The organism is Colwellia sp. 6M3 (assembly GCF_014077595.1).
Taxonomy (GTDB): Bacteria; Pseudomonadota; Gammaproteobacteria; order Enterobacterales; family Alteromonadaceae; genus Cognaticolwellia.
On record NZ_JACGWF010000011.1, the window covers coordinates 1 to 23,257 of the forward strand.

Below are 23,257 nucleotides of genomic sequence, written 5' to 3' on the forward strand. Positions count from 1 at the left end.
GGGTTATTATTTTAACCTAGCGTTTGAATTATAGGGTAAATCCCCTTTAAATATTCCCCAAAACAAAACTACAAGTTGTTGATTTGACTAGGGCGTAAACACTCAAAAAGCAACAGGTAATACAAGCCAAAATGACAAGTAACCAATTGAATTTTAAAGAAATTAAAAGCATCCTTTTTGTCTGCATGGGCAATATATGTAGATCACCGAGTGCAGAAGCGGTATTTCGTCACAAGGCTAAAGCATTTTCGCTGACAATAGACTCTGCCGGTACTGTTGGCTCACATGCGCGTGAGAAACCTGATCATCGTGCGCAAAAAGCTGGTATTGCCCGTGGATATTCTTTTGATAAAATTAAAGCGCGTAAAGTTACAGAAGATGACTTTGAAAAATTTGATATTATTTTAGCCATGGATGACAAAAATGTGCAGGATTTATTGAAAATTGCTCCTTCACATTTGCAATATAAAGTGCAGTTATTTTTAGATTACGCAGAAAATTTTGAGGATACAGAAGTACCTGATCCATATTATGGTGGTGCTAAAGGATTTCAATTTGTATTAGATTTAGTCGAAGATGCTAGTGATGGCCTTATTAAACGGCTTGAAAGCGCATAAGAGTTGCCTCTGTCGAATCTTAAGTTGAAAGGTAAAAGTATAAAAGCGCGTTCAGGGCCAGACAGTATTTAATGCTTTTATAGTAAAGTCCTATATGTATATAAAAAATTTCAGCACTGTACATAACAAATAAAAAAGCCAATTGCGTAATGCAATTGGCTTATTTTTTTTACCTGTCCCGTCCTGAAATGTGTTTACATATTTAGGACTTTAAAATGAAAAATTCAATTACTACAGGCACCAAACGTTCACAACGTGATTATACGTTAGGCTTTAAATTAGCAGTCATAGAGCAAGTTGAAAAAGGCGACTTAACTTATAAACAAGCTCAAAAACATTACGGGATCCAAGGACGAAGTACTGTACTCGTCTGGCTCCGAAAGCATGGTAAACTTGATTGGTCGCAACCCATATGTATGCCAAACATGCCTAAATCAAAAGAAACTCCAGCCCAACAAATCAAACGGCTTGAACGTCAACTTGAAACAGAGCAAATGAAGAATGTTGTGCTCAATAAAATGGTTGATGTGATGGATAAGGAATATGGTGCTGGCCTAAGAAAAAAGTACTTATCCGATGCCTCTGGCAAACCAAAGAAGCAGGCCAGATAAAACTTGCTCCGGTATGCAGAGCATTAAATATGTCAACGCAATCTGTTTATCAATCGATTAAGCGAATAAAGGCGAGATCAAACGAACTCGAGCCAGTGGTGAAGCTCGTGATGTATTGGCGTAATTTTATGCCTCGACTTGGCACACGGAAGCTTTATCAACTCATTCAGCCTGAGCTTTTAAAGCTAGACATCAAACTTGGCCGGGATGCTTTATTCAGCTACCTTCGTGAGCAAGGCCTGTTAGTTAAACCCAAAAAGAGTTATATCAAAACAACAAACAGTAAGCATTGGATGAGAAAGCATCCCAATCTATTAAAAGAAGTAAAGACATCAGCGCCTGAAGAAGTGTTTGTAAGCGATATAACCTATGTTGAAACAGAGCAAGGTGTACATTACCTCTCATTAGTCACCGATGCTTATAGCCGCAAGATAATGGGATATGAGCTTAGTAATGAAATGAAAGCAACGGATGTAGTAAAAGCATTAGATATGGCACTGATGAATAGATGTTATCAGCATGAAGCGATCCATCACTCAGACAGAGGTTTACAATATTGCTCTCAAGTCTATCAAGAAAAATTGCATGAAAACAATATCATTCCCTCGATGACCGATGGATATGACTGTTACCAAAACGCACTTGCTGAGCGTATCAATGGGATATTAAAACAAGAATTTATTTTATATAAATGTCGTAATATTGAAGAGCTAAGACAGCTAGTTAAAGAATCAATATTTATCTATAATGAAATGAGGCCACACTTAAGTTTGGCAATGAAAACACCAAACCAAGTGCACAAAAAAGACCAGGAGCTTAAGCCACTGGCCTTTCATTAAAACCGTCAACATATTCTAGGACGGGACAAACTATTACGTTGATAGTGAGAGTTACAGGATAACTTAACTCAATGTCGGTTTAGTTGGTCCTGCTGATGTTCGGCTAGTAACATTAGCAACAAGTGCAGTTTTACCTGAGGTTGCATGTACTGCTCTATTCTCAGCGGTTACAAAGTCGCGTGGGATAGTGCCACTAGTTTCAACAGTTTCTGGCTTAGTCATTGGTGCTGATGCTTTACCTGCTGCTTTTTTTGATGAAGCTTTAACTTGACGCTTAATGTTTTTAACTTTAGCGCGCACTTTTACAGGTTTTTCATCAACTGCTGGAGTTTTCTCTGCAGTTACCTCTGAACTTGCTTCAACTACTACATCTGTTGAAGCTTCAGTTTTTACTTCATCTGAAATTTCTTTTACAGGTGTCGTTTGCTCAACTGTAGCTGCAACAGGCGTTTCTGCAACAGTTTCTGCGACAGGTTCTACAACTGCTTCACTGATAACCACTTCTGTTTTTTCTTCAGCAACTACTACTGTAGGTGTTACATCTTCTACAGGAGTAATAACTGATTCAACAGGTGTTACTGTTTCTTTTACTGGAGCACTAACTTCTTCAGTAGCTTCAGCCTGAGGTTCATCAAAAGGTAAGTTTTGTTGAACTTCATTTTCAGGGTCATTAATAACTTCGCTTAACGCATCTGCTTGAACTTTTTGAACTTGTTCGACAGTTGGGGCAGACTCAGTTACTTCATTCGCTTCGCTAACTTCGTTTACGTTAGTATCAGCTGAAACTGTTTCTTGCTCAGGGTAGCGAGCAGTAACAGGATCTTCAGTAATTTCACTTACATCGTTAGTTTCTGTATTTTGTCTACGACGTTGACCGTGAGCACGCATGTGGCGAGGTGAACGTCTACTTCTAGGACGTTGCTCATCTTTTGTCGCGTTAGTTGTTTGCTCAGCAGATGTTGTATCAACATTAATAGTCGCTTCAGTTGCTGCGGTATTAACAATCTTTGCTTCAACATTATTACTTTCAACCACATTAGTGTCTGCTGGAGTGGTGTTAACCACTTTAGCTTCAACTTTAGTTGTTTCAGTCGTCGTAGTGTTTTTATCACTGGTATCTACACGAACTTTTTTACGATTGTTGCGACGTTGACGACGTTCAGCAACTTTTTCTTCTTTAGGTTTTTGAACTCGTTCTTTTTGAGGCTTAGCCGGTGCAGCGCTTTCAGTACTACTTTGCTTTTGAGCATTGTCAGTATTTGCTACAGGTGCTTGGCTTTTACGCTTGTCGTTGCGATTATCATTACGGCTTTCGTTACGAGTGTCATTACGATTTTCGCTACGAGAGTCATTACGGTTATTGCGACGCTGTCCTTGACGACCACGTTGTGGGCGACGTTCATTATTTCTATTGTTAGTTTTTTCTGGTTGTTTGACTGCTGGTTTTACTTCTTCTTCCGTAGCAAAAAGTGATTTAACCCAGTCAATAGCAACTGTGATTAAGTTTTTCTCTGGAGCTTTTTGCTCAACAACAGCTACAGGCTCTGCCATTTTAGGCGCTTGTTTAGGTGAAGACATACCTTGAAGTAAAGGCTCATCACGCTTATTAACTTCTTTATCGAATTTAGGCATTACAGCTTCTTCTGGCACTGCTTGTTTAATCGCCATGTCGTAGCTTGCTTCTTCGATACCTTCGTCTTTTCTTACTCGGATAACTTCATATTGTGGTGTAACCATATTCGGATTAGGGATAATCAAAATATTAACATTGTGATGTTTTTCAATATGAAATACTGAGCGACGCTTTTCGTTTAATAAATACGTAGCAACAGGTACTGGCACTTGCGCCTGAACTTGCTGTGTATTGTCTTTAATGGCTTCTTCTTCCATTAAACGTAAAACAGATAATGCTAATGACTCTACACCACGAACATGACCTGTACCGCTACATCGAGGACAAACACCTTGGCTAGTTTCACCAATAGAAGGGCGTAAGCGCTGACGTGACATTTCAAGTAAACCAAAACGAGAAATACGACCAAGTTGAATACGCGCTCTGTCTTGTTTGACTGCATCGCGCATTCTATTTTCAACTTCACGTTGATGACGAACAGGGGTCATGTCGATGAAATCGATAACCACTAAACCACCTAAATCACGCAAGCGTAATTGACGAGCAATTTCTTCTGCGGCTTCTAAGTTGGTGTTGAATGCTGTTTCTTCAATATCTCCGCCTTTTGTTGCACGGGCAGAGTTAATATCGATAGATGTTAGTGCTTCAGTTGGATCAATAACAATTGAACCACCAGAAGGTAAGCGAACTTCACGTTGAAAGGCTGTTTCTATCTGTGTTTCTATTTGATAATGGGTAAATAGAGGAACGTCGTTGCTATATAGCTTAACTTTGCTTAAAAAGTCTGGACGAACAATCTCGATATGTTTTTTAACACTTTCAAATATTTTTGGACGATCAATTAACACTTCGCCAATATCACGACGTAAATAGTCACGAATTGCGCGTAAAATAACGTTGGTTTCTTGATGGATTAAAAATGGAGCAGAACGGCTAGCAGCAGCTTCTGAAATAGCGTTCCAATGGTGTGTTAAAACATTTAAATCCCATTCAAGCTCTTCATATTCTTTGCCAACACCAGCGGTGCGAACAATTAAACCCATGCCTTTAGGTAGGGTAAGTTTGCTTAATGAAGCTTTAAGGTCGGTACGCTCATCACCTTCGATACGACGTGAAATACCGCCTGCACGAGGATTGTTTGGCATTAATACTAAATAGCTACCCGCAAGACTGATAAAAGTAGTTAACGCTGCGCCTTTTTGGCCACGCTCTTCTTTATCAATTTGTACAATAACTTCTTGGCCTTCGCGAAGCACTTCTTTGATATTAGGACGGCCTTGGAAGCTGTAACCTTTAGGGAAGTATTCACGAGCGATTTCTTTCATTGGTAAGAAACCGTGACGGTCAGCACCGTAGTCAACGAACGCCGCTTCTAACGACGGTTCAATACGGGTGATTTTAGCTTTATAAATATTTGATTTTTTTTGTTCGTGACCAGGGCTTTCGATATCTAAATCGTAAAGTTGTTGACCATCGACAAGTGCTACACGTAATTCTTCAGATTGTGTAGCATTAATTAACATACGTTTCATAGTTTGTGTGACTCATTTTAGTCACAACACACCATTGCTTAGAACACAAAGTAATCTATCGCTATGGTAACAGCAACTTGTCAGCCTCACGGGTGTCAATCTTACTACGCCATATTACGCAGCAAGCTGTTAAAAATTCTGATTGTCTTTATAACTGAGATGTAAAACACCACAGTAAAATTGATTCTTTATGTGCCCAGCATGTGTGCTGTGCGCAACAGAAAAAAAGTGCCTCGTTAATGTTAGTTCGATAATTTTATCGTGTTTTTCTAATATTTTAACGATTGGAAATGTGACTTATTTCTTCTGTTTAATTACATAATTGCTTTATTGCGCGGGACAATATGTTTATGTGTTGTTTTTGACAAGTTACACGCGTCAAATTCACAATAGGCCTTACTTTTAGTATCTGGATAATGATGATTAATAAAATTATCTAACACTAACGTGGCCGCATATTTGCCTCTTACGTCTCGCTTAAAGCATCCTTTTTACTTGTTACGGCTTAAATATAGCGGTAACCATCCTATTATCACACTTTATTTATAGATAAGGCAATAAAATCCTCGTTTAAATTGCCTGTATTTAGAAAAAAACATGTTAAACTGCGCAGCATTATGGTTCTTAGTAAAACAGATATGACAGATAGCCCAAAACCTCAAGTTAGATTTATTACCGTAGACAGTGAAGATGCGGGTCAACGCATTGATAACTTTTTAGTGAAAACCCTCAAGGGTGTGCCAAAGAGCATGTTGTATCGCCTGTTACGTAAAGGTGAAATACGGGTTAATAAAAAACGTACAAAACCAGAATATAAACTTGTTGATGAAGATATTATTCGTGTTGCGCCAATTCGTGTTTCTGAAAATACGAATACGGTGTCGACACAATTAAATGTTGTTGCCAACTTAGAAAAACAAATATTGTTTGAAGACGAACGTTTAATTGTTATTAATAAACCTTCAGGTATGGCAGTTCATGGCGGTAGTGGCTTGAGTTTTGGTTTAATTGAAGCCTTAAGAGCTTTAAGACCTGATGCCCGGATGCTTGAATTGGTTCATCGCCTTGACCGTGATACTTCTGGTTGTTTAGTTGTAGCAAAAAAACGCTCTGCATTACGACACTTGCATGAGCAACTGAGAAATAAAACCGTACAAAAGTTTTATCACGCCTTAGTAAAGGGGCGTTGGTCAACTAAGTTAACGCGTGTTTCTGAAGGTTTGAAGAAGAATGACTTAAAGTCAGGTGAGCGGGTTGTGGTCGTTGATAATATTAACGGTAAAGAATCTGAAACACGCTTCAAAGTATTGCAACATTATAAAAATGCAACGCTTGTGAGAGCCTTTCCTGTGACCGGACGTACTCATCAAATTCGTGTTCATTGTCAAACCAAAGGGCATTCAATTGCCTGTGATGCTAAATATGGCCATGAAGACTTTGATCTGGAAATGAAAAAACTAGGTTTAAAACGCTTATTTTTACATGCGGCTAGTATTGAGTTTATTCATCCATTAAGTAATGAACGGATTAAAATTGAAGCACCTTTAGAACCCTCGTTGGAAAAATTGTTAAATAAATTAACCAAAGCGGATGTTCACTCAACGTAAACTTGTTTAGTTTTGTTATATAACCTGAACATGTAATGTAAAACCAAAAGGCTCAATCACCGGATAAAGATATTATCCCGTGACTGAGCCTTTTTCTATTATCCCACCTAATGTTGAGATAGCTGTGTACTAATTTGATTAATTAAGTGTTCTACTTTTATACGAAGAAAAATGAGCCGCTAATTAATTAACTTAGTATTACATTGAGCTGGCTTTTTGATGGACTACATCATAGACAGAGCCAAATGATTGTTGAACATTAAGATCCATGTTCATATGAAGTTTTCTTGCTATATCACTAGTCGATATTACACCACGTATATGATGACTCTCTCTATCTAGTACTAAGCAGTGACGAAGCTGATAATTCTCTAAAGTTGATACCACATCACCAACGGACGCACGCAATAATTCACTATAATCAAAAGCATGAAAATCTGATTTTGGGATCATTAAATCTTTGACTAATATGTCTTCGCGAGCAATACCTTTAGCGAGTTTTGCAACAATGTGCTGTTCTGATAATTCATTTGTACTAATAATACCAATAAAATTATCGTTTTCAGCAACGACTATATTCATTCTAACGTGTGTTTTTAGCATTAATTGTAAGGCGGTTACAGCCATAGTGTCGCCATCAATCATCAGCGCTTTATGGACCTTAAAATCAGTAAATATTTCAACTGCTGGAGAGGCTAAGTTAATCTCTTCAAACTGCTCAGGTGTTATAATGTTGTCTGTTGCTTCTAAGTTAACTAAATGTAATTTTTTCATATGTACCTCAAAATTTATTTCAGCATGGTCGTTCAAGTTTTTAACGACTGATATATGCTTAGGTCAAATTCAGCTGCTTTTTATCAAATGATAATTTGGTTTTTATCATTTTAAATCGATATTTTTCAATTTTGTCATTATTGACCATTCTTAACGCTATGACTCCCGGCGTTGAAAATTTAATTGAGCTGCATTACTGAACTAAAATTTAGGTTATTTGTACTTTTTATTTAAATGGCTTAGCGATAAACGAATACACTTGGTATTTATTAATATCCTGATACTTAATTTAAAAAAAGTTTGAAATGTACAAAAACCTTATTTCATGTGCTGTGGTTTATTAAGAAATAAATGGTGGGGCTCTGGAATGAAAATTTTGGAAGTATGGTTCTATAATGTCAGGATTGTGATAACGAACATTAATGTAGGTATAAGAGCGAAGATAATTGGCTGTGTGGGTTAATAGTGCAAGGTTATCAGAATCTAAATCTTCTGTGGTATCAAGTTCAACAGAGTTTGCTTGATTAAAACTTAAATCACTTAACGTAACACTCTCTATTTCATTGACTGAAACAGTAGTAAGTAAAACCGTTAATATGAAAAAGAGTTTAAACATTAATTGATACTTTTAAAATGTATGTTATTTGTCATCATACTTAATGTTATGGAGCTTGATAATGTAAATTCAAGTTAAAAGTAATAAATATAAAGGGCGAGTTTATATTTATTACTTTAGTCAGTATATTTACATCGTTCGACAAAATATTATTTATATCTTATATAGCAGATAAAATTAATATTTAAAATCATTTATAGCGACTTAGCCTGCTCGGCTAAAACGTCAACGCCATGTTGTTTCAATAACTCAACAAGTTTGATTAGCGGTAATCCTATTAAGCTATTGGGGTCATCGCCTTCGAGTCTTTTAAATAAACAAATACCTAACCCTTCACTTTTGAAACTACCAGCACAATTATAAGGTTGTTCTGCATGAAGATAGTTTTCAATGTCGCTGAGCGAAAGTTCATTAAAATGCACTAAAAATGGTTCTATTAACGTTGTGGTGTAATCTAAACCACTATCATATACACAGAGCCCAGTATAAAAGGCCACAGTTTTGTTACTAAACTTTTGTAATTGCTTAACTCCATTTTCAAAGTTGTGTGGTTTCCCTAAAATTTCACCGTCGCACATAGCGACTTGATCTGAGCCTATGATCAGCGCGTCAGGAAACTCTCTAGCCACAGCTTTAGCTTTTTCAATTGCTAAACGTTGAACTAAATCAATTGGAGATTCGTTTTCATACGCGGTTTCATCTACATTTGGTTTAGCGCAAGTAAAAGGAATGTTGAGTTTATTTAAAATTTCTTTACGAAAAGGGGATGTGGAGCCTAAAACAAGTTCTTTCATTAATATCACTCAAAATATAATCAGATTATTGTTAATATATGGACTATCTTGAGTTTTTAAACAAATTTAGCTATTTTTCTTTTGACACAGGCGGGTAGGCACTTTATTATGCGCGCCTTATGAAGAATCTTAAACTCCCGATAACGATAGACCCATCTAGAAGCGCACAGCGAAAGTTAGTGTGTGAAGGATACTTTGAAGTATCTGGGATGAATAGATTGCTTGCTGTGTGTGATGCACAAAGTGAGCAAGTACAAGTAAGTGCTAATTTTAGTGTGGATGAAGTGGGTTTGGTAGTAATATCAGGCAGCTCATCGGCAACGGTTGCATTAACTTGTCAGCGATGTACTGAAGAGTTTGAATTGGAATTAAAAGTAGATTTTACTTTTAGTCCAGTGAAAGACGCTGAAGCCGCAGCGGAGTTGCCGTCATATTATGACGCAATTGAATTAGATGAGAATGGTGAAGTTAACTTGCGAGAGTTAGTGGAAGATGAGTTTTTACTCGAGATTCCATTAATTCCAAGGCATCCAATCAAAGATTGTCAGGCTCCATCTGATAGTGTTTGGGGGGAATTGCCTGAAGAGCTTGAGAAACCGAATCCATTTGATATATTAAAGAAAATTAAATAGTTAAATTTAGCTAATAACCGATTTTAGGAGTAGGCAATGGCAGTTCAAAAGAGCAAAAAGTCTCGTTCAAGACGTGGCATGCGCCGTTCACATGACGCAGTAACGGCAACGCATTTATCAACAGATCCAGTATCTGGTGAAACTCACCGTCGTCACCATGTAACAGCTGATGGCTTTTACAAAGGTGTTAAAGTAATCAATAAGTAATCTGTAACGATTACCTTGATTAATCTAACCATAGCGTTAGATGTTATGGGGGGCGACCAAGGCCCCCACGTAACACTTCCTGCGGCAATGCTCGCACTAGAAAACTTCCCTAATCTTCACTTATTATTGTGCGGTGACGAAACTGTCATTGTTGAAACACTTTCAAAAAAAAATCTTTACCCTCACCCTAGAATAACTATTTTTCCAACAACCCAAGTGGTTGAAATGGACGATAAACCTATATTTGCTCTACGTCATAAAAAACAATCTTCAATGCGTAAAGCGTTAGATCTTGTTAATGATGAACAAGCACAAGCTTGTGTCAGTGCCGGCAATACAGGGGCACTATTTTCTATGGCGCACTTTGTTTTAAAAACCTTACCTGGTGTAGAACGCCCAGCATTAATTTCGGCATTACCGAGTAATAAACCTGATCAACATGTATTTATGTTGGATTTAGGTGCTAATGTTTTCTGTGATTCAAGTGTATTGTATCAATTTGCGATTATGGGTTCTGTAATGGCAAAAGAAGTCGACGGAATTGAAAACCCGAAAGTTGCGTTATTGAATATGGGTGAAGAAGACAATAAAGGTAGCGATCATATTAAACAAACCGCCAGCTATTTAATGGCGAATGATGATATTAATTATATTGGTTTTATTGAAGGTAATGATATTTTTACTAATAAAGCTGATGTTATTGTTTGTGATGGCTTTGTAGGTAATGTTGCTTTGAAAACATGTGAAGGTGTAGCAAGAATGGTCTACACACAACTACAAGAAATCATCAAAAAACACTTTTTAGCTCAAATTATGGGCAAATTACTGTCTCGACCATTAAAAAGACTCTTTAAACCCATGAACCCCGACCAGTATAACGGCGCAAGTTTGATAGGATTGCGCGGTATTGTGGTGAAAAGTCACGGTAATGCGAATATAACGGCTTTTTATACCGCTATTATTGAAGCGATTACTGAGGTTGAACGACAAGTGCCAACAAAAATTAAAGATAAGCTTGAACAGAGCTTATGCCATAAATAATGTTGGTGGCTCAGCTTTAAGTACCTGAACAAAAGGTAAATAAAAGCTTAACAAATTACATCGGCGTAGATCGGGTCATGATTTGCGTGGTTATAGTGGTAAATCAAATTAATATTAGGTCAAATAATGCAAAATAATTTAGCGTTTGTCTTCCCAGGTCAAGGTTCACAATCTCTAGCAATGTTAGCTGACTTTGCTGAGCATGAAGTAGTGCAGAGTACTTTCTCTGAAGCATCTGAAGCTCTAGGTTACGACTTATGGCAATTGGTTCAAGATGGACCGGTTGAAAAACTAAATCAAACTAACTTCACTCAACCAGCCTTATTAACAACCAGTGTTGCTATTTGGCGTTTATGGCATGCTTCTTCTTCAGCAACACCTAAACTTTTAGCGGGTCATAGCTTGGGTGAATATTCAGCCCTAGTATGTGCAGGCGTATTATCGTTAACTGATGCTGTAAAGCTTGTTGAAAAACGTGGCGAATTTATGCAAGCTTCAGTACCTGAAGGCGTTGGTGCTATGGCTGCGATCATTGGTTTAGATGATAAAATGATTATTGAAGCGTGTGCAAAAGCGGCTAATAATGAAGTGGTTTCAGCGGTAAACTTTAACTCACCAGGGCAAGTCGTTATAGCAGGGCATAAAGCCGCTGTTGAACGTGCTGGTATTTTATGTAAAGAAGCGGGTGCAAAACGTGTTTTGCCTTTACCTGTTAGCGTACCATCACATTGTGCATTAATGAAAGATGCAGCTGAAAAATTAGCTGAAGAATTTAACAATGTTACGTTTAACGTACCTACTATCCCGGTAGTGAATAATGTTGACGTTGCCGCTGAGTCTTCGGTTGAAGCGATAAAAGAAGCACTTATTAAACAATTGTATAGTCCCGTTCGCTGGACAGAAACTATTCAGTATTTAGCGCAGCAGGGTATTGATACAGCGATTGAAGCAGGTCCAGGTAAAGTATTACAGGGGTTGTTAAAACGCATTGATAAAACTATTAGTTGTCAATCAGTTAATGACAACACATCGTTAACCAAAGCATTAGAATCAGTAGAGTAAATTATATGTTTTCATTAGAAGGTAAAGTCATTTTAGTGACAGGCGCAAGTCGTGGTATTGGTAAAGCAATTGCATCACAACTTAAAGCACTAGGTGGTAATGTTATTGGTACAGCAACATCAGAGCACGGTGCAGCCAATATCAGCGAGTATTTAGGTGAAGGGCAAGGCTTAGTATTAAATGTTACTGACGATGCCTCAATCAGTGCTATGTTTGATTTAATTAAAGAAAAGCATGGTTCGGTTGATATATTAGTTAACAATGCTGGTATTACGCGTGATAACTTAATGATGCGCATGAAAGACGATGAATGGAATGATATTATTAATACTAACCTAACGTCAGTCTTTAAAATCAGTAAAGCGGTATTACGTGCGATGATGAAAAAACGTAATGGTCGTATTATCAATATTGGTTCAGTTGTTGGTACAATGGGTAATGCGGGTCAGGTAAATTATGCTACAGCTAAAGCAGGGTTGATTGGCTTTACTAAATCATTAGCCCGTGAAGTAGCTTCTCGTGGTATAACGGTTAACACAGTTTCACCTGGTTTTATTGATACCGATATGACTCAAACATTGACTGATGAGCAAAAAGAAGGCATTTTTGCACAAGTTCCGGCAAACCGTTTAGGTAAACCTGAAGAAATTGCTAACGCTGTTGCTTTCTTAGCATCTGATTCTGCAGCGTATATTACGGGTGAGACATTGCACGTAAATGGTGGCATGTACATGGTTTAACATAAGCTAGCTTAACGGCTATTTTATGTTGAATTTGAATAAATTATATACAGTCAACAGGTTAGACCAGCAAAAAAGTAAAATTAGAAGCTTGCAAGGTTGGCTTTTGACGAATAAACTACACACAATTTTGAAAAATTGTATTTTCTAGTAAAGGAAGAAATATGAGTACTATTGAAGAACGCGTTAAAAAAATTACTATTGAGCAACTTGGTGTAAGCGAAGACGAAGTAAAAGTTGAAGCTTCATTTGTTGATGACTTAGGTGCAGATTCTTTAGACACTGTTGAATTAGTAATGGCGTTAGAAGAAGAATTTGATACTGAAATTCCAGATGAAGAAGCTGAGAAAATTACAACAGTTCAAGCTGCAATCGATTACGTTACTGCAAACCAGTAATAATAAACGAATGTAATGATTTCAGGCGGTTTAATTACCGCCTGAATTGTTTTTATCGTTTGAAAATATTAATACCCATTTCAAAATCATATACTTTGGTTTTGATCAATTAGATTTACAACTCACAAATATTCAACTCTTTCGGAGGCAGCACATCTCATGAGACGCGTTGTAGTTACCGGTCTTGGCATGCTTAGCCCTTTAGGCAATAGCCCTGAATCAACTTGGCAAAACTTACTACTTGGTAAAAGTGGTATTTCTGACATTACGCATTTTGATACTTCTGAGTATCCAACGCGTTTTGCTGGCTTAGTTAAAGATTTTGATGCACAAGACTACATGGCTCGTAAAGAAGCCAAAAAAATGGATTTATTTATTCAATATGGCGTTGCAGCAGGTGTGCAAGCTATCAAGGACTCTGGCTTAGAAGTTAATGAAGCAAATGCTCAGCGAATTGGTGTTGCGATAGGCTCTGGCATAGGTGGTTTAGGTCTTATTGAAGAAAATCATACAAAATTGTTAAAAAATGGCCCTCGTAAGTTATCGCCATTTTTTGTTCCTTCTACCATCATTAATATGATCTCTGGTCATTTATCTATAATGTTCGGTATGAAAGGCCCAAACATCTCTATAGTTACTGCCTGTACTAGTGGTGTACACAATATCGGTCATGCTGCGCGTATGATTGCTTATGGTGATGCTGACGCTATGGTTGCTGGTGGAGCAGAAAAAGCTTCAACTACGATGGGAATGGGGGGCTTTGGTGCAGCACGTGCCATGTCAACGCGTAATGATGCTCCTCAACAAGCTTCACGCCCATGGGATAAAGACCGAGATGGCTTTGTGCTTGGTGATGGCGCAGGTGTACTTGTACTTGAAGAGTACGAGCATGCAAAAGCCCGTGGCGCTAAAATTTATGCAGAGCTAGCAGGTTTTGGCATGAGTGGTGATGCTTATCATATGACTTCACCGCCTGCTGATGGTGCTGGTGCTGCATTAGCAATGAAGAATGCGATCAACGATGCCAAAGTTGATATTGCTAAAATTGGTTATATTAATGCCCATGGTACGTCGACACCTGCAGGTGATATTGCTGAAACTAATGCGGTTAAGTCGGTATTTGGTGATTTAGCTTACGATGTCATGGTAGGTTCTACTAAATCTATGACAGGTCACTTATTAGGTGCTGCAGGTGCTGTTGAAGCTATTTTTAGCATACAAGCATTAGTCAATAATGCTGTGCCGCCAACCATTAACCTAGATAACCCTGATGAAGGCTGTGATCTAGATTATATTGCTCACACCGCACGCGATGTGAATTTAGATTATGTTTTATGTAACTCGTTCGGATTTGGTGGCACTAACGGGTCATTAATATTTAAAAAAGTTTAATTGATTTATCGTCCACAGACGATTTGTTCAACTAAATTTTATCTAAGCGTTAAAACAACTTGAATTCAATTGCTTAAGCCTGAATACTTAGTATTCAGGCTTTTTTATGGCAATTTGTAAGGTAACTATGACAAGCGTCGCGTTAAGTTTTGTAGATGGACAGCTCGCTGACTCGATCCCGATTAATGATCGCGGGTTAGCCTATGGAGATGGTTGCTTTACCACCGCTTTAATTATTGATGGTGAAGTTGCTATGTTGCCACAACACCTTAACCGGTTAGTTGTACAAAGCCAAAAACTTGGCTTACCAGACGTTGATTTAACGACATTGAAAGTCACGATAAATGACATAAGTGCAGATATTCACATTGGTGTTCTAAAAGTTATTATTACGTGTGGAAGTGGTGGACGAGGCTATTCACGCTTGGGTGTTGAAAGCGCAAAAGTGATTGTATCTGTGCACGACTATCCAACAAACTATCCTCAATGGCAAAAAGTCGGAATATCTGTTGGCATTAGTGAACAAAAACTGGGTATTAACCCGATGCTTGCAGGCTTAAAACATTTAAATCGTTTAGAGCAGGTAATGTTAAGAGTAGAGCTTGATAAACGCTCAGAAGATGATTTACTTGCCTGTGATGTAAATGGCAATGTAATTGAATGTTGCAGCGCTAATGTATTTTGGTTAAAAGCAGGGAAATGGCATACACCCATGTTATCAACCGCAGGTGTTGCAGGCTTAATGCGTGAAAAAGTATTATTAAATAATGTCGATATTACGCCTGCTAATTACGCTTTAACTGATTTGAATAATATTGATGCCATGTTTATAACCAACGCTATATTAGGTATAGTGCCCGTTAAGATTTTTAATGATCATAAATTAGATATTTCATTGGTTTCAGCCCTACAAAGCCAATGCATGAATACTGAAGTTAACAAAAATGAATAAAAAAATTATTAATTTACCTGTTATAGCCAAAAGGGCACTTTATACTCTAGCCGCATCGGTGTTGTTTAGCATTTTGGCTGTCATTGTTGTCATGTTAATGTCAGAAGAAAAAGCACAACAGCCTTTAGCCATTGAGCAAAATGAGTTTATAACCATTAAGCCAGGTGCTTCTTTTAATGCCTTCTCAACCCTGTTGGTTAATAAAGGGTGGTTAGAAAATAATTTTTGGTTACGTGTCTATGCAAAGTTTAACCCGCAGCAAAGTAAAATTAAGTCAGGTACCTATCAAGTAGCTGCGAAAACAACAGTATCTGAGTTATTGAGTTTAATTGTTTCGGGTAAAGAACATCAATTTTCGATTACTTTTATTGAAGGCAGTACATTCAAACAGGTATTAGCCCAGCTTGCACAGCACCCCAATGTATCGCATGAACTCACCGACTTATCTCCTGCTGTTGTCGCTAAAAAACTGGCTATTGAGCAGGATAATCCTGAAGGTTGGCTATTTCCTGAAACTTATGCTTTTACTCAAAATGCCACTGATATCAGTATTATTAAAAGAGCCTATGTCAAAATGCAAAGTGCGCTGGCTGAACTGTGGCTCAATAGAGCAGAGAATTTACCCTATAAGTCACCATATCAAGCGCTGATTATGGCGTCTATTATAGAAAAAGAAAGTGGTAAACACGCTGAGCATCCCCGTATTTCATCTGTGTTTGTTAATCGACTAAATAAACGTATGCGCCTTCAAACCGATCCCACCGTTATTTATGGCTTGGGTGATAGATATCAAGGTGATATAACTTACGCTCATTTGCGTGAAAAAACCGCTTATAATACATATAAAATTAAAGGCTTGCCGCCAACGCCAATCGCCTTGCCTGGTGCTCAAGCTTTGCAAGCTGCTTTAAACCCTGAATTGAGTGATTACTTATATTTCGTTAGTAATGGGAACGGAGATCATATATTTTCCACAAACCTTGCCGATCATAATCGTGCAGTGAATAAATATCAGCGAAAATAACCAGTAACTTACAATAAAGTGTTACTTTTGCATGCGCCAGTAACAAAGTTGATGGAAAATATTTATTATTGAGTTTGTTTGATGATAAATGTTAGGTCCATTTTAATACATTTGTGTTTACGGCTGGCTTTACAGTAGCAATGAGAAATAGAGAATTATATGAATAAAGGTTTTATGGTTGTTTTTGATGGTAGCAATGGTGCTGGTAAAACAACCGTTATAAATGAAGTAGAAAAATATATCTCATCAAAAGGTTTAGATATTGTTTTAACTAGAGAGCCAGGTGGCACAAACATTGGAGAAAAAATCAGGCATATTATTCTTGATCCTACGACTCCAGAAATGTGTGACATGACAGAGCTTATGTTATTTGGTGCAGGACGTGCTCAACATATTCAAGAAAAAATAAAACCAGCATTACAAGCCGGTAAAATTGTGATTTCAGATCGGTTCGATGCAGCGACATTTAGTTTTCAGCATTATGCGCGTGGTATTGATCTTTCGAGTATCAAAAAAATTAATAACCTAGCACTCAATGGTTTTAAACCTGACATGAATATTATTTTAGATTTAGACCCGGTTGAAGGTTTAAACAGAGTAATGAGTCGTGGCGAAGGATTGGACCGTTTAGAAGATGAAAAGTTGGACTTTCTTATTAAAGCGAGAAATGGTTATCTAAAACAAGCAGAAGAACAGCCAGAACGCTTCGTCATTATTGATGCATCACAATCTAAATCTGCTGTATTAAATGATGTCATTAACGTCATAGATACGTTAATTTTAAAACAGAGTTAACAGTTAGGTGTTGTGCAGAAAAGAGCTTGTATCTAATAAGCTTAAAAAGTTAGTAATTAAATTCACAATAGATAAAAATATACATTCGTGTTAAATAACCATTTATAAGTTTTTTGATGCGATATTAGTGACACTTAAAGGTAATAAATGAAAACTTGGTTACTTGCTATGCAACAACAATTATCGCGACAAGTACGCGATAACAAATTGCCCCATGCCTTATTGTTTTCGGGTGTAGACGGTGCTGGGCAAGAAGAAATAGCACAATGGCTTATTAATGTATTGTTATGCCAACGCTTAAAAGAGCATGTCGACAAAACGCTTAACAAAGCTAGTGTGCTTGAAGAGATAAATGCCGATAGTGCTCAACTAGTCGATGCTGTTCTACAGCCTTGTGGTATTTGTAAAACCTGTAAGTTGTTCGCAAATAATAGTTATCCTGATCACCTTACTATAGTTTCTGACAAGAAAAATATTGGTGTAGAGTTAATTCGTGATCTTAGTCACTTTTTTGAAAAAACTGCTCACATTGGTGATATGAAAACAGCGTTAGTTAATCAAGCTGATACCATGACAGTGTCGGCGGCCAATGCTTTGTTAAAAACGCTTGAAGAGCCAACAGAAAACAGCTTTATTATTTTAACTACAGACAGCAGTGATTTATTACTCCCTACCATTATCAGTCGTTGCCATGAATTTGAAATTCGTCCACCGGTAGGTAAAGAACTTTTAGCTGAATTTAATCAACAAGGGGATGATGCCTTTGTAAATCTCAGCCATTTAAGTGAATTATCAGATGCAGAAAGCGCCGTTGCATTTGCGGCATTTCGTGATATGGTCAACAAATATTTATTTGCTCACCAACACCGTGCCGATATACTGGCCATATTAGTTGAACATCAAGCTGGTTATCGGTGGTTAGAGAAAATTATTGTCGATATGATGCGCCATCAATCTGGTTGGCCAACAGTGGCGAGTAATAATGAACCTACTGATAGCATTAATAAGCATCAGTTATGGGATATTTATAATTTAGTACAAGTTGCCAATGGCAAGTTAAAAACAATTGTACAAGTTAATAAACAGTTTTTGAGTGAACAGCTACTCGCCGATATTAAGGTTGTTTTACAAAACAACGAGCAAACAGTAGAGGAATGATTTTGGAAAATATTACGCTTGAATTTATTTCTGATCGTGATTTATATCAGTCATATATGCCATTTATGAAAAATGGCGGTTTATTTATTAGAACAACTGAACATTTTGAATTGGGCGCAGATGTAAATTTATTTGTTACATTACCTGACTCGCTTGAGCCTTCTGAAATTTCAGGCAAAGTTTCTTGGATCACACCTATAGGTGCGCAAAATGGCACACCGGCAGGCATAGGTGTTAGTTTTGTCGAAGATCCAGATAACATTCGTAATCAAATCGATAAATCAATCGGTCGGTTGCTGAATTCGTCTGATCCTACTTTATCTATGTAAAGACTATGTTTTGAACATTGAACAAGTATTTCATATTGATGAAAATTGAATTTTACATAAAATACTAATGTCATTCGCATTAGTAATTCCCATATTAAGTTAAGCACATTCGTGCGGAGTACCCTCGTGTTTATAGATTCTCATTGTCATTTAGATCGACTAAAACTCGAAGAGTTTGACAATAATTTAGATAATGTAATTAATGCTGCACTGACAGAAAAAGTAAACACACTGTTGTGCGTAAGTGTTACTTTACAAGACTTTCCTGCAATGGCCGAACAAACCGCTAAATACGATCATGTGTGGCTTACTTGTGGCGCACACCCGTTAAATCAAGAAGATGAAATAGATCCTGAACTCTTAAGTGATTTAGCAGCGCACCCGAAAGTGATTGCCATTGGTGAAACGGGGCTAGACTATTTTTATGCACCAGAAACTAAACCTGTACAATTAGACTCTTTTCGCAAACATGTGCGTGTGGCGAATAAATTAAATAAGCCTTTAATTATTCATACCCGCGATGCCCAAGAAGATACTTTAGCTATTTTAAGGGCAGAAAAAGCAGAAAATGTGGGTGGTATTTTACATTGTTTTACAGAAAGCTGGGAAATGGCTGAGCAAGCTATCGCGATGGGATTTTATATTTCATTCTCCGGCATTGTTACTTTTAAAAATGCAGCAGCACTTAGGGAAGTCGCAAAAAAAGTACCCGCTGATCGTTTTTTAATTGAAACAGATTCTCCTTATTTAGCACCAGTACCGCACCGTGGTAAACAAAATCAACCTGCGTATGTTGTTGAAGTAGCAAAACACCTCGCGAGTATTCGTGGTACTTCTGTGGCAGAAATTGCCAAGCAATCAAGCGAAAATTTTCATCGCTTGTTTCCACAAACGGTTGTTAGCTAAATTTTTGATAAAAAAATGCCCAAAACTACTGCTAGTTTTGGGCCCAGGGGGTGGCTCATATCAACTGAGCCTGCGCTAATAAAACATTCTAATATACTTATCATCCTTGTAGTACACGACAGACATTACGGGGAGCGAACATTAACTTGAAAAACTTTCTGTAAAGTTAAGTGTAGTGCACAGTTTTATAATTGCAAAAATTAATTTTTGTCATTAATCTACCTAATTACAATGGTTTAGAAAAGTAACTATGGTTAGGTAAAGTCAGCTAAATTAAAGGCCTCAAAGCCTATTAATTATACATTCACCGATTGTAATCAACTTACTAGCTATGGCTTAACTGTGCCTTAACTAGGTAATACAAGACTTGTGTGTCATGATATTTTTCATTAATACTAATATTAAAAGAGTTAAAAATTGTTAAATCGTATCTGGAGCGGATTTTTCTTTGTTGCCTTTATTTCTGCAATGGTGCAATGGCTAGTATTTGATCACATTTTAATATTTGAAGAAATCGTTAACGCTATTTTTACTATGTCAAAAGTTACGGTTGAAATTGCCATTGGCTTGATTGGCATTTTAAGCTTTTGGCTTGGCATGATGAAAATAGCAGAGCATGCAGGAATAATTGACAAACTCGCACGGTTTATATCACCTTTATTTATACGCCTTATGCCTGAGGTACCCAAAGGACACCCGGCAATCGGGTCGATGACGATGAACTTGTCGGCAAACTTTTTAGGTTTAGATAACGCAGCAACGCCACTGGGTTTAAAGGCAATGCAAGACTTGCAATTATTAAACCCTAATAAAGAAACAGCCAGCGATGCACAAATTCTCTTTTTAGTGCTCAACACATCAGCCGTCACTTTGTTTCCAGTGACGGTATTTGTTTACCGTGCGCAGCAAGGTGCACTTAATCCTACCGATGTTTTTGTCCCTATTTTATTAGCGACTTTTGCCTCAACTCTTGCAGGGTTATTTGCTGTGGCCTTTGTACAAAAAATAAAATTATATCAACAGGTTATTTTACTGTATTTAGCGGCTGGTATTGCACTGATTGGCGGGATTGTTGTTTACTTTAGTACGTTGAGTGCTCAGTTGTTGGCCCAGCAATCTTCGCTCATGGGTAATTTTTTAATATTTAGTACGCTGATTATTTTTTTATTATTAGCCTTAAAACGTCAAGTTAATGTTTATGACAGTTTTATTGAAGGTGCAAAGCAAGGCTTTGAAACCAGCATAAAAATAATTCCTTACCTACTGGCTATGTTATGTGCAATTGGCGTATTTAGAGCGAGTGGTAGTTTAGATTTTTTAGTTGACGCTATACGACAGTTAGTTTTATTTTTTAATGGCGATACTCGCTTTGTTGATGCTTTACCTACTGCTTTTATGAAACCTTTAAGTGGCTCTGGCGCCCGTGCGATGATGGTAGAAACCATGAACACTCATGGAGCAGACTCGTTTGCGGGTCGATTAGCATCAATTGTACAAGGGTCAACAGAGACAACCTTTTATGTTTTAGCGGTTTATTTTGGCTCTGTAGGTATTCGATATAGTCGTCATGCTTTAGCTTGTGGTTTAATTGCCGATGCGGCTGGCATAACCGCTGCCATTGGCGTTTGTTATTGGTTTTTTGGTTAATTTATTTAATTGTGACAGTGAGCTGGTTTTATTCACTCTACACCTGTCTTAATAATTCCCTCCGTTTAAGCTACTAAGCTTTTTGTTACAGCCTTTGCTGAGCAGGCTCTAGGTGGTTTTGCATCTATATTTTAAAACATACTATTCATCATGGTTATAAGCTAAGTGCGATTAATTATCTTTATTATTGTCGACAATAAATCTGTTTTTATATTGACTAATGCATTTAATTAGCTAGTATTAGCTCAGGTTTTTTCAATGTGTCGACAATAATGGCTTTAGATAATCCAACAATGCAAGCGGCGGTGACCACTGCTGATAAAGTTTTCGAACAAATGTTGCATGATATTGTTGAGGGCAACATTGAAGCGGGTAGTAAAATTAGTGAGCCAGAGTTAGCCAAAAAATTTCAAATAAGTCGCTCAACCCTTCGTGAAGCCTTAAATCGTTTAGAAAAATGTCACTTAATTGAGCGTAAAGCCAATGTAGGCTCTCGCGTAGTGCAATGTTCAATTTCTGGTTTGCTAGAGATTTATGTTGTACGTGAAGCTTTAGAGGGCATGGCATGTCGACAAGCAGCACAAAACATGACAGAAGACGAAATTACCGAAATGAGAGCTATGCTTAAGCAACATGCAAGTGCAAAAGCTTTGCGTGATGGTATTGCTTATTATCAAGAGGAAGGGGATTTAGATTTTCACTATAAAGTGATACTCGGTAGTCATAATCAACAGCTAATCAATATATTATGTGGTCAGCTATATCACCTTGTTCGAATGTATCGTTGCCAGTTTGGTATGAACAGCCCACGAGCAACTAAAGCGTTTGATGAACATTCCCGCATAATTGAAGCGATTGCCGATAGAGATGGCGAATTAGCCGAAATGCTAATGAGGCGTCATATTGCCGCTTCACGTAAAAATATTGAAAACAAAATTGCACAACAGCAATAGCGGCCAGCTATTTTCAGCTATTTTATATTACATAATTTGATAAATAAGGACTTAACAATGTCTACACAATTAACTCCCGGCGCTAAGTTTCGTCGTGCTATAGCGAACAATAAACCCTTACAAGTTGTCGGTGCTATTAATGCCTATTGTGCAATGATGGCTGAAGAATTAGGTCATCAAGCTATTTATTTGTCTGGTGGCGGTGTTGCTAACGCATCATATGGATTACCTGATTTAGGCATGACATCTCTTAATGATGTTATTGCTGATGTTCAACGAATTACTAGCGCGTCTACTCTACCTTTATTAGTTGATATAGATACTGGCTGGGGCGGCGCATTTAATATAGCCAAAACCATTCGGGATATGGAAAAAGCGGGAGCTGCTGCTGTTCATATTGAAGATCAAGTAGCACAAAAACGCTGTGGTCATCGTCCAAATAAAGAGATTGTTTCAACGCAAGAAATGGTGGATAGAATTAAAGCCGCTGTTGATGCACGTACAGATAAAGACTTTTTTATCATGGCAAGAACTGATGCTTTTGCACAGGAAGGTTTAGAAGCAGCATTAGAGCGTGCAAAAGCTTATGTAGCAGCAGGTGCTGACGGTATTTTTGCTGAGGCAGTTAAAACCGAAGAACATTATCGTGCTTTTACTGAAGCACTTGATGTTCCAGTATTAGCGAATATTACCGAGTTTGGACAAACAGAGCTTTGGAATAAAGCCGAGTTAGGTGAGTGGGGATGTGCCATGGTGCTTTATCCTTTATCTGCTTTTAGAGCAATGAATAAGGCGGCAGAGTCGGTTTATAAAACGTTGCTAAATGATGGTGACCAAAAAGCAGAGATAGAGAACATGCAAACACGTATGGATTTGTATGATTATTTGGGTTACCACGATTACGAACAAAAACTTGATGCCTTGTTCACTGAAGGCAAAAACAAGTAACGAGTATACTTTTTGTAACGAGAAACTAATTTTTAACCATTAGCGGTGAA

General features: G+C 37.6%; 23 protein-coding genes. 19 read left to right on the forward strand and 4 right to left on the reverse strand.

The window, feature by feature from the left end:
* The first annotated feature begins 131 nt into the window (after nt 1-131).
* A complete protein-coding gene (locus H4J50_RS04140) occupies nt 132-617 on the forward strand; it encodes a low molecular weight protein-tyrosine-phosphatase (RefSeq protein ID WP_182254638.1) in 486 nt (161 codons plus the stop codon).
* Between the two features lie 215 nt (nt 618-832).
* Nucleotides 833-2,067 (forward strand): IS3 family transposase gene (locus H4J50_RS04145; protein ID WP_404842737.1). Its coding sequence is split into 2 segments (ribosomal slippage): nt 833-1,184 and nt 1,184-2,067, totalling 1,236 coding nucleotides; the frame shifts between segments, so codons are not numbered across the junction.
* Between the two features lie 63 nt (nt 2,068-2,130).
* Here H4J50_RS04145 and rne read toward each other — a convergent pair.
* Nucleotides 2,131-5,232, reverse strand: coding sequence for a ribonuclease E (gene rne, locus H4J50_RS04150; RefSeq protein WP_182254642.1), 3,102 nt, complete (start codon nt 5,230-5,232; stop codon nt 2,131-2,133).
* Between the two features lie 638 nt (nt 5,233-5,870).
* Between rne and rluC the strand changes: the two genes are divergently transcribed.
* Complete coding sequence (rluC, locus tag H4J50_RS04155) at nt 5,871-6,839, forward strand: 23S rRNA pseudouridine(955/2504/2580) synthase RluC (protein ID WP_182254643.1); 969 nt, start codon at nt 5,871-5,873, stop codon at nt 6,837-6,839.
* 198 nt (nt 6,840-7,037) lie between these two features.
* On the opposite strand, the gene H4J50_RS04160 is transcribed toward rluC, so the two are convergent.
* The 3 genes from H4J50_RS04160 to H4J50_RS04170 form a co-directional block, all read right to left on the reverse strand.
* Nucleotides 7,038-7,613 carry a CBS domain-containing protein gene (locus tag H4J50_RS04160; protein ID WP_108456281.1) on the reverse strand — a complete coding sequence of 192 codons (576 nt, stop codon included), beginning with the start codon at nt 7,611-7,613 and terminating at the stop codon, nt 7,038-7,040.
* 340 nt (nt 7,614-7,953) lie between these two features.
* Nucleotides 7,954-8,229 carry a hypothetical protein gene (locus H4J50_RS04165; RefSeq protein ID WP_182254644.1) on the reverse strand — a complete coding sequence of 92 codons (276 nt, stop codon included), beginning with the start codon at nt 8,227-8,229 and terminating at the stop codon, nt 7,954-7,956.
* A gap of 194 nt (nt 8,230-8,423) precedes the next feature.
* On the reverse strand, nt 8,424-9,023 hold the full coding sequence (locus tag H4J50_RS04170; protein ID WP_182254645.1) for a nucleoside triphosphate pyrophosphatase: 600 nt from the start codon (nt 9,021-9,023) through the stop codon (nt 8,424-8,426).
* Nucleotides 9,024-9,142: 119 nt separating this feature from the next.
* On the opposite strand from H4J50_RS04170, the gene yceD reads away from it, so the two are divergent.
* The 16 genes from yceD (at nt 9,143) to prpB (ending at nt 23,207) form a co-directional block, all read left to right on the forward strand.
* Complete coding sequence (gene yceD / locus H4J50_RS04175; RefSeq protein WP_108456278.1) at nt 9,143-9,655, forward strand: 23S rRNA accumulation protein YceD; 513 nt, start codon at nt 9,143-9,145, stop codon at nt 9,653-9,655.
* A gap of 36 nt (nt 9,656-9,691) precedes the next feature.
* Nucleotides 9,692-9,862, forward strand: a complete 171-nt coding sequence (gene rpmF, locus H4J50_RS04180; protein WP_077286058.1) for a 50S ribosomal protein L32 — start codon at nt 9,692-9,694, stop codon at nt 9,860-9,862.
* Nucleotides 9,863-9,877: 15 nt separating this feature from the next.
* Entirely contained in the window at nt 9,878-10,903 is a 1,026-nt protein-coding gene (gene plsX / locus H4J50_RS04185) for a phosphate acyltransferase PlsX (RefSeq protein WP_220466094.1), read from the forward strand.
* Between the two features lie 126 nt (nt 10,904-11,029).
* Nucleotides 11,030-11,965 (forward strand): ACP S-malonyltransferase, encoded by a 936-nt coding sequence (fabD, locus tag H4J50_RS04190; RefSeq protein WP_182254646.1) that lies wholly within the window; start codon nt 11,030-11,032, stop codon nt 11,963-11,965.
* Nucleotides 11,966-11,970: 5 nt separating this feature from the next.
* Nucleotides 11,971-12,705, forward strand: coding sequence for a 3-oxoacyl-ACP reductase FabG (gene fabG / locus H4J50_RS04195; protein WP_108456275.1), 735 nt, complete (start codon nt 11,971-11,973; stop codon nt 12,703-12,705).
* A gap of 164 nt (nt 12,706-12,869) precedes the next feature.
* Nucleotides 12,870-13,103, forward strand: coding sequence for an acyl carrier protein (gene acpP / locus H4J50_RS04200; protein ID WP_077286054.1), 234 nt, complete (start codon nt 12,870-12,872; stop codon nt 13,101-13,103).
* A gap of 159 nt (nt 13,104-13,262) precedes the next feature.
* Nucleotides 13,263-14,495, forward strand: a complete 1,233-nt coding sequence (fabF, locus tag H4J50_RS04205) for a beta-ketoacyl-ACP synthase II (protein ID WP_182254647.1) — start codon at nt 13,263-13,265, stop codon at nt 14,493-14,495.
* Between the two features lie 106 nt (nt 14,496-14,601).
* On the forward strand, nt 14,602-15,447 hold the full coding sequence (gene pabC / locus H4J50_RS04210) for an aminodeoxychorismate lyase (RefSeq protein WP_182254648.1): 846 nt from the start codon (nt 14,602-14,604) through the stop codon (nt 15,445-15,447).
* Nucleotides 15,440-16,471 carry an endolytic transglycosylase MltG gene (gene mltG, locus H4J50_RS04215; protein ID WP_182254649.1) on the forward strand — a complete coding sequence of 344 codons (1,032 nt, stop codon included), beginning with the start codon at nt 15,440-15,442 and terminating at the stop codon, nt 16,469-16,471. The genes pabC and mltG overlap by 8 nt, the downstream gene beginning before the upstream one ends.
* Nucleotides 16,472-16,630: 159 nt before the next feature.
* Nucleotides 16,631-17,266, forward strand: coding sequence for a dTMP kinase (gene tmk / locus H4J50_RS04220; protein ID WP_182254651.1), 636 nt, complete (start codon nt 16,631-16,633; stop codon nt 17,264-17,266).
* Nucleotides 17,267-17,413: 147 nt separating this feature from the next.
* The gene (locus H4J50_RS04225; RefSeq protein WP_182254653.1) at nt 17,414-18,424 is read left to right on the forward strand and encodes a hypothetical protein; all 1,011 of its coding nucleotides are present in this window, start codon (nt 17,414-17,416) and stop codon (nt 18,422-18,424) included.
* 2 nt (nt 18,425-18,426) lie between these two features.
* Nucleotides 18,427-18,753: a PilZ domain-containing protein gene (locus tag H4J50_RS04230; protein ID WP_239058962.1), complete on the forward strand. Its 327-nt coding sequence runs from the start codon at nt 18,427-18,429 to the stop codon at nt 18,751-18,753.
* A gap of 126 nt (nt 18,754-18,879) precedes the next feature.
* Nucleotides 18,880-19,659, forward strand: a complete 780-nt coding sequence (locus tag H4J50_RS04235) for a TatD family hydrolase (RefSeq protein WP_108456268.1) — start codon at nt 18,880-18,882, stop codon at nt 19,657-19,659.
* A gap of 417 nt (nt 19,660-20,076) precedes the next feature.
* Nucleotides 20,077-21,306, forward strand: coding sequence for a nucleoside recognition domain-containing protein (locus tag H4J50_RS04240; protein WP_182254655.1), 1,230 nt, complete (start codon nt 20,077-20,079; stop codon nt 21,304-21,306).
* Nucleotides 21,307-21,578: 272 nt separating this feature from the next.
* Nucleotides 21,579-22,259 carry a GntR family transcriptional regulator gene (locus H4J50_RS04245; RefSeq protein ID WP_108456266.1) on the forward strand — a complete coding sequence of 227 codons (681 nt, stop codon included), beginning with the start codon at nt 21,579-21,581 and terminating at the stop codon, nt 22,257-22,259.
* Nucleotides 22,260-22,316: 57 nt separating this feature from the next.
* Nucleotides 22,317-23,207: a methylisocitrate lyase gene (gene prpB / locus H4J50_RS04250; RefSeq protein WP_108456265.1), complete on the forward strand. Its 891-nt coding sequence runs from the start codon at nt 22,317-22,319 to the stop codon at nt 23,205-23,207.
* Nucleotides 23,208-23,257 lie beyond the last annotated feature (50 nt).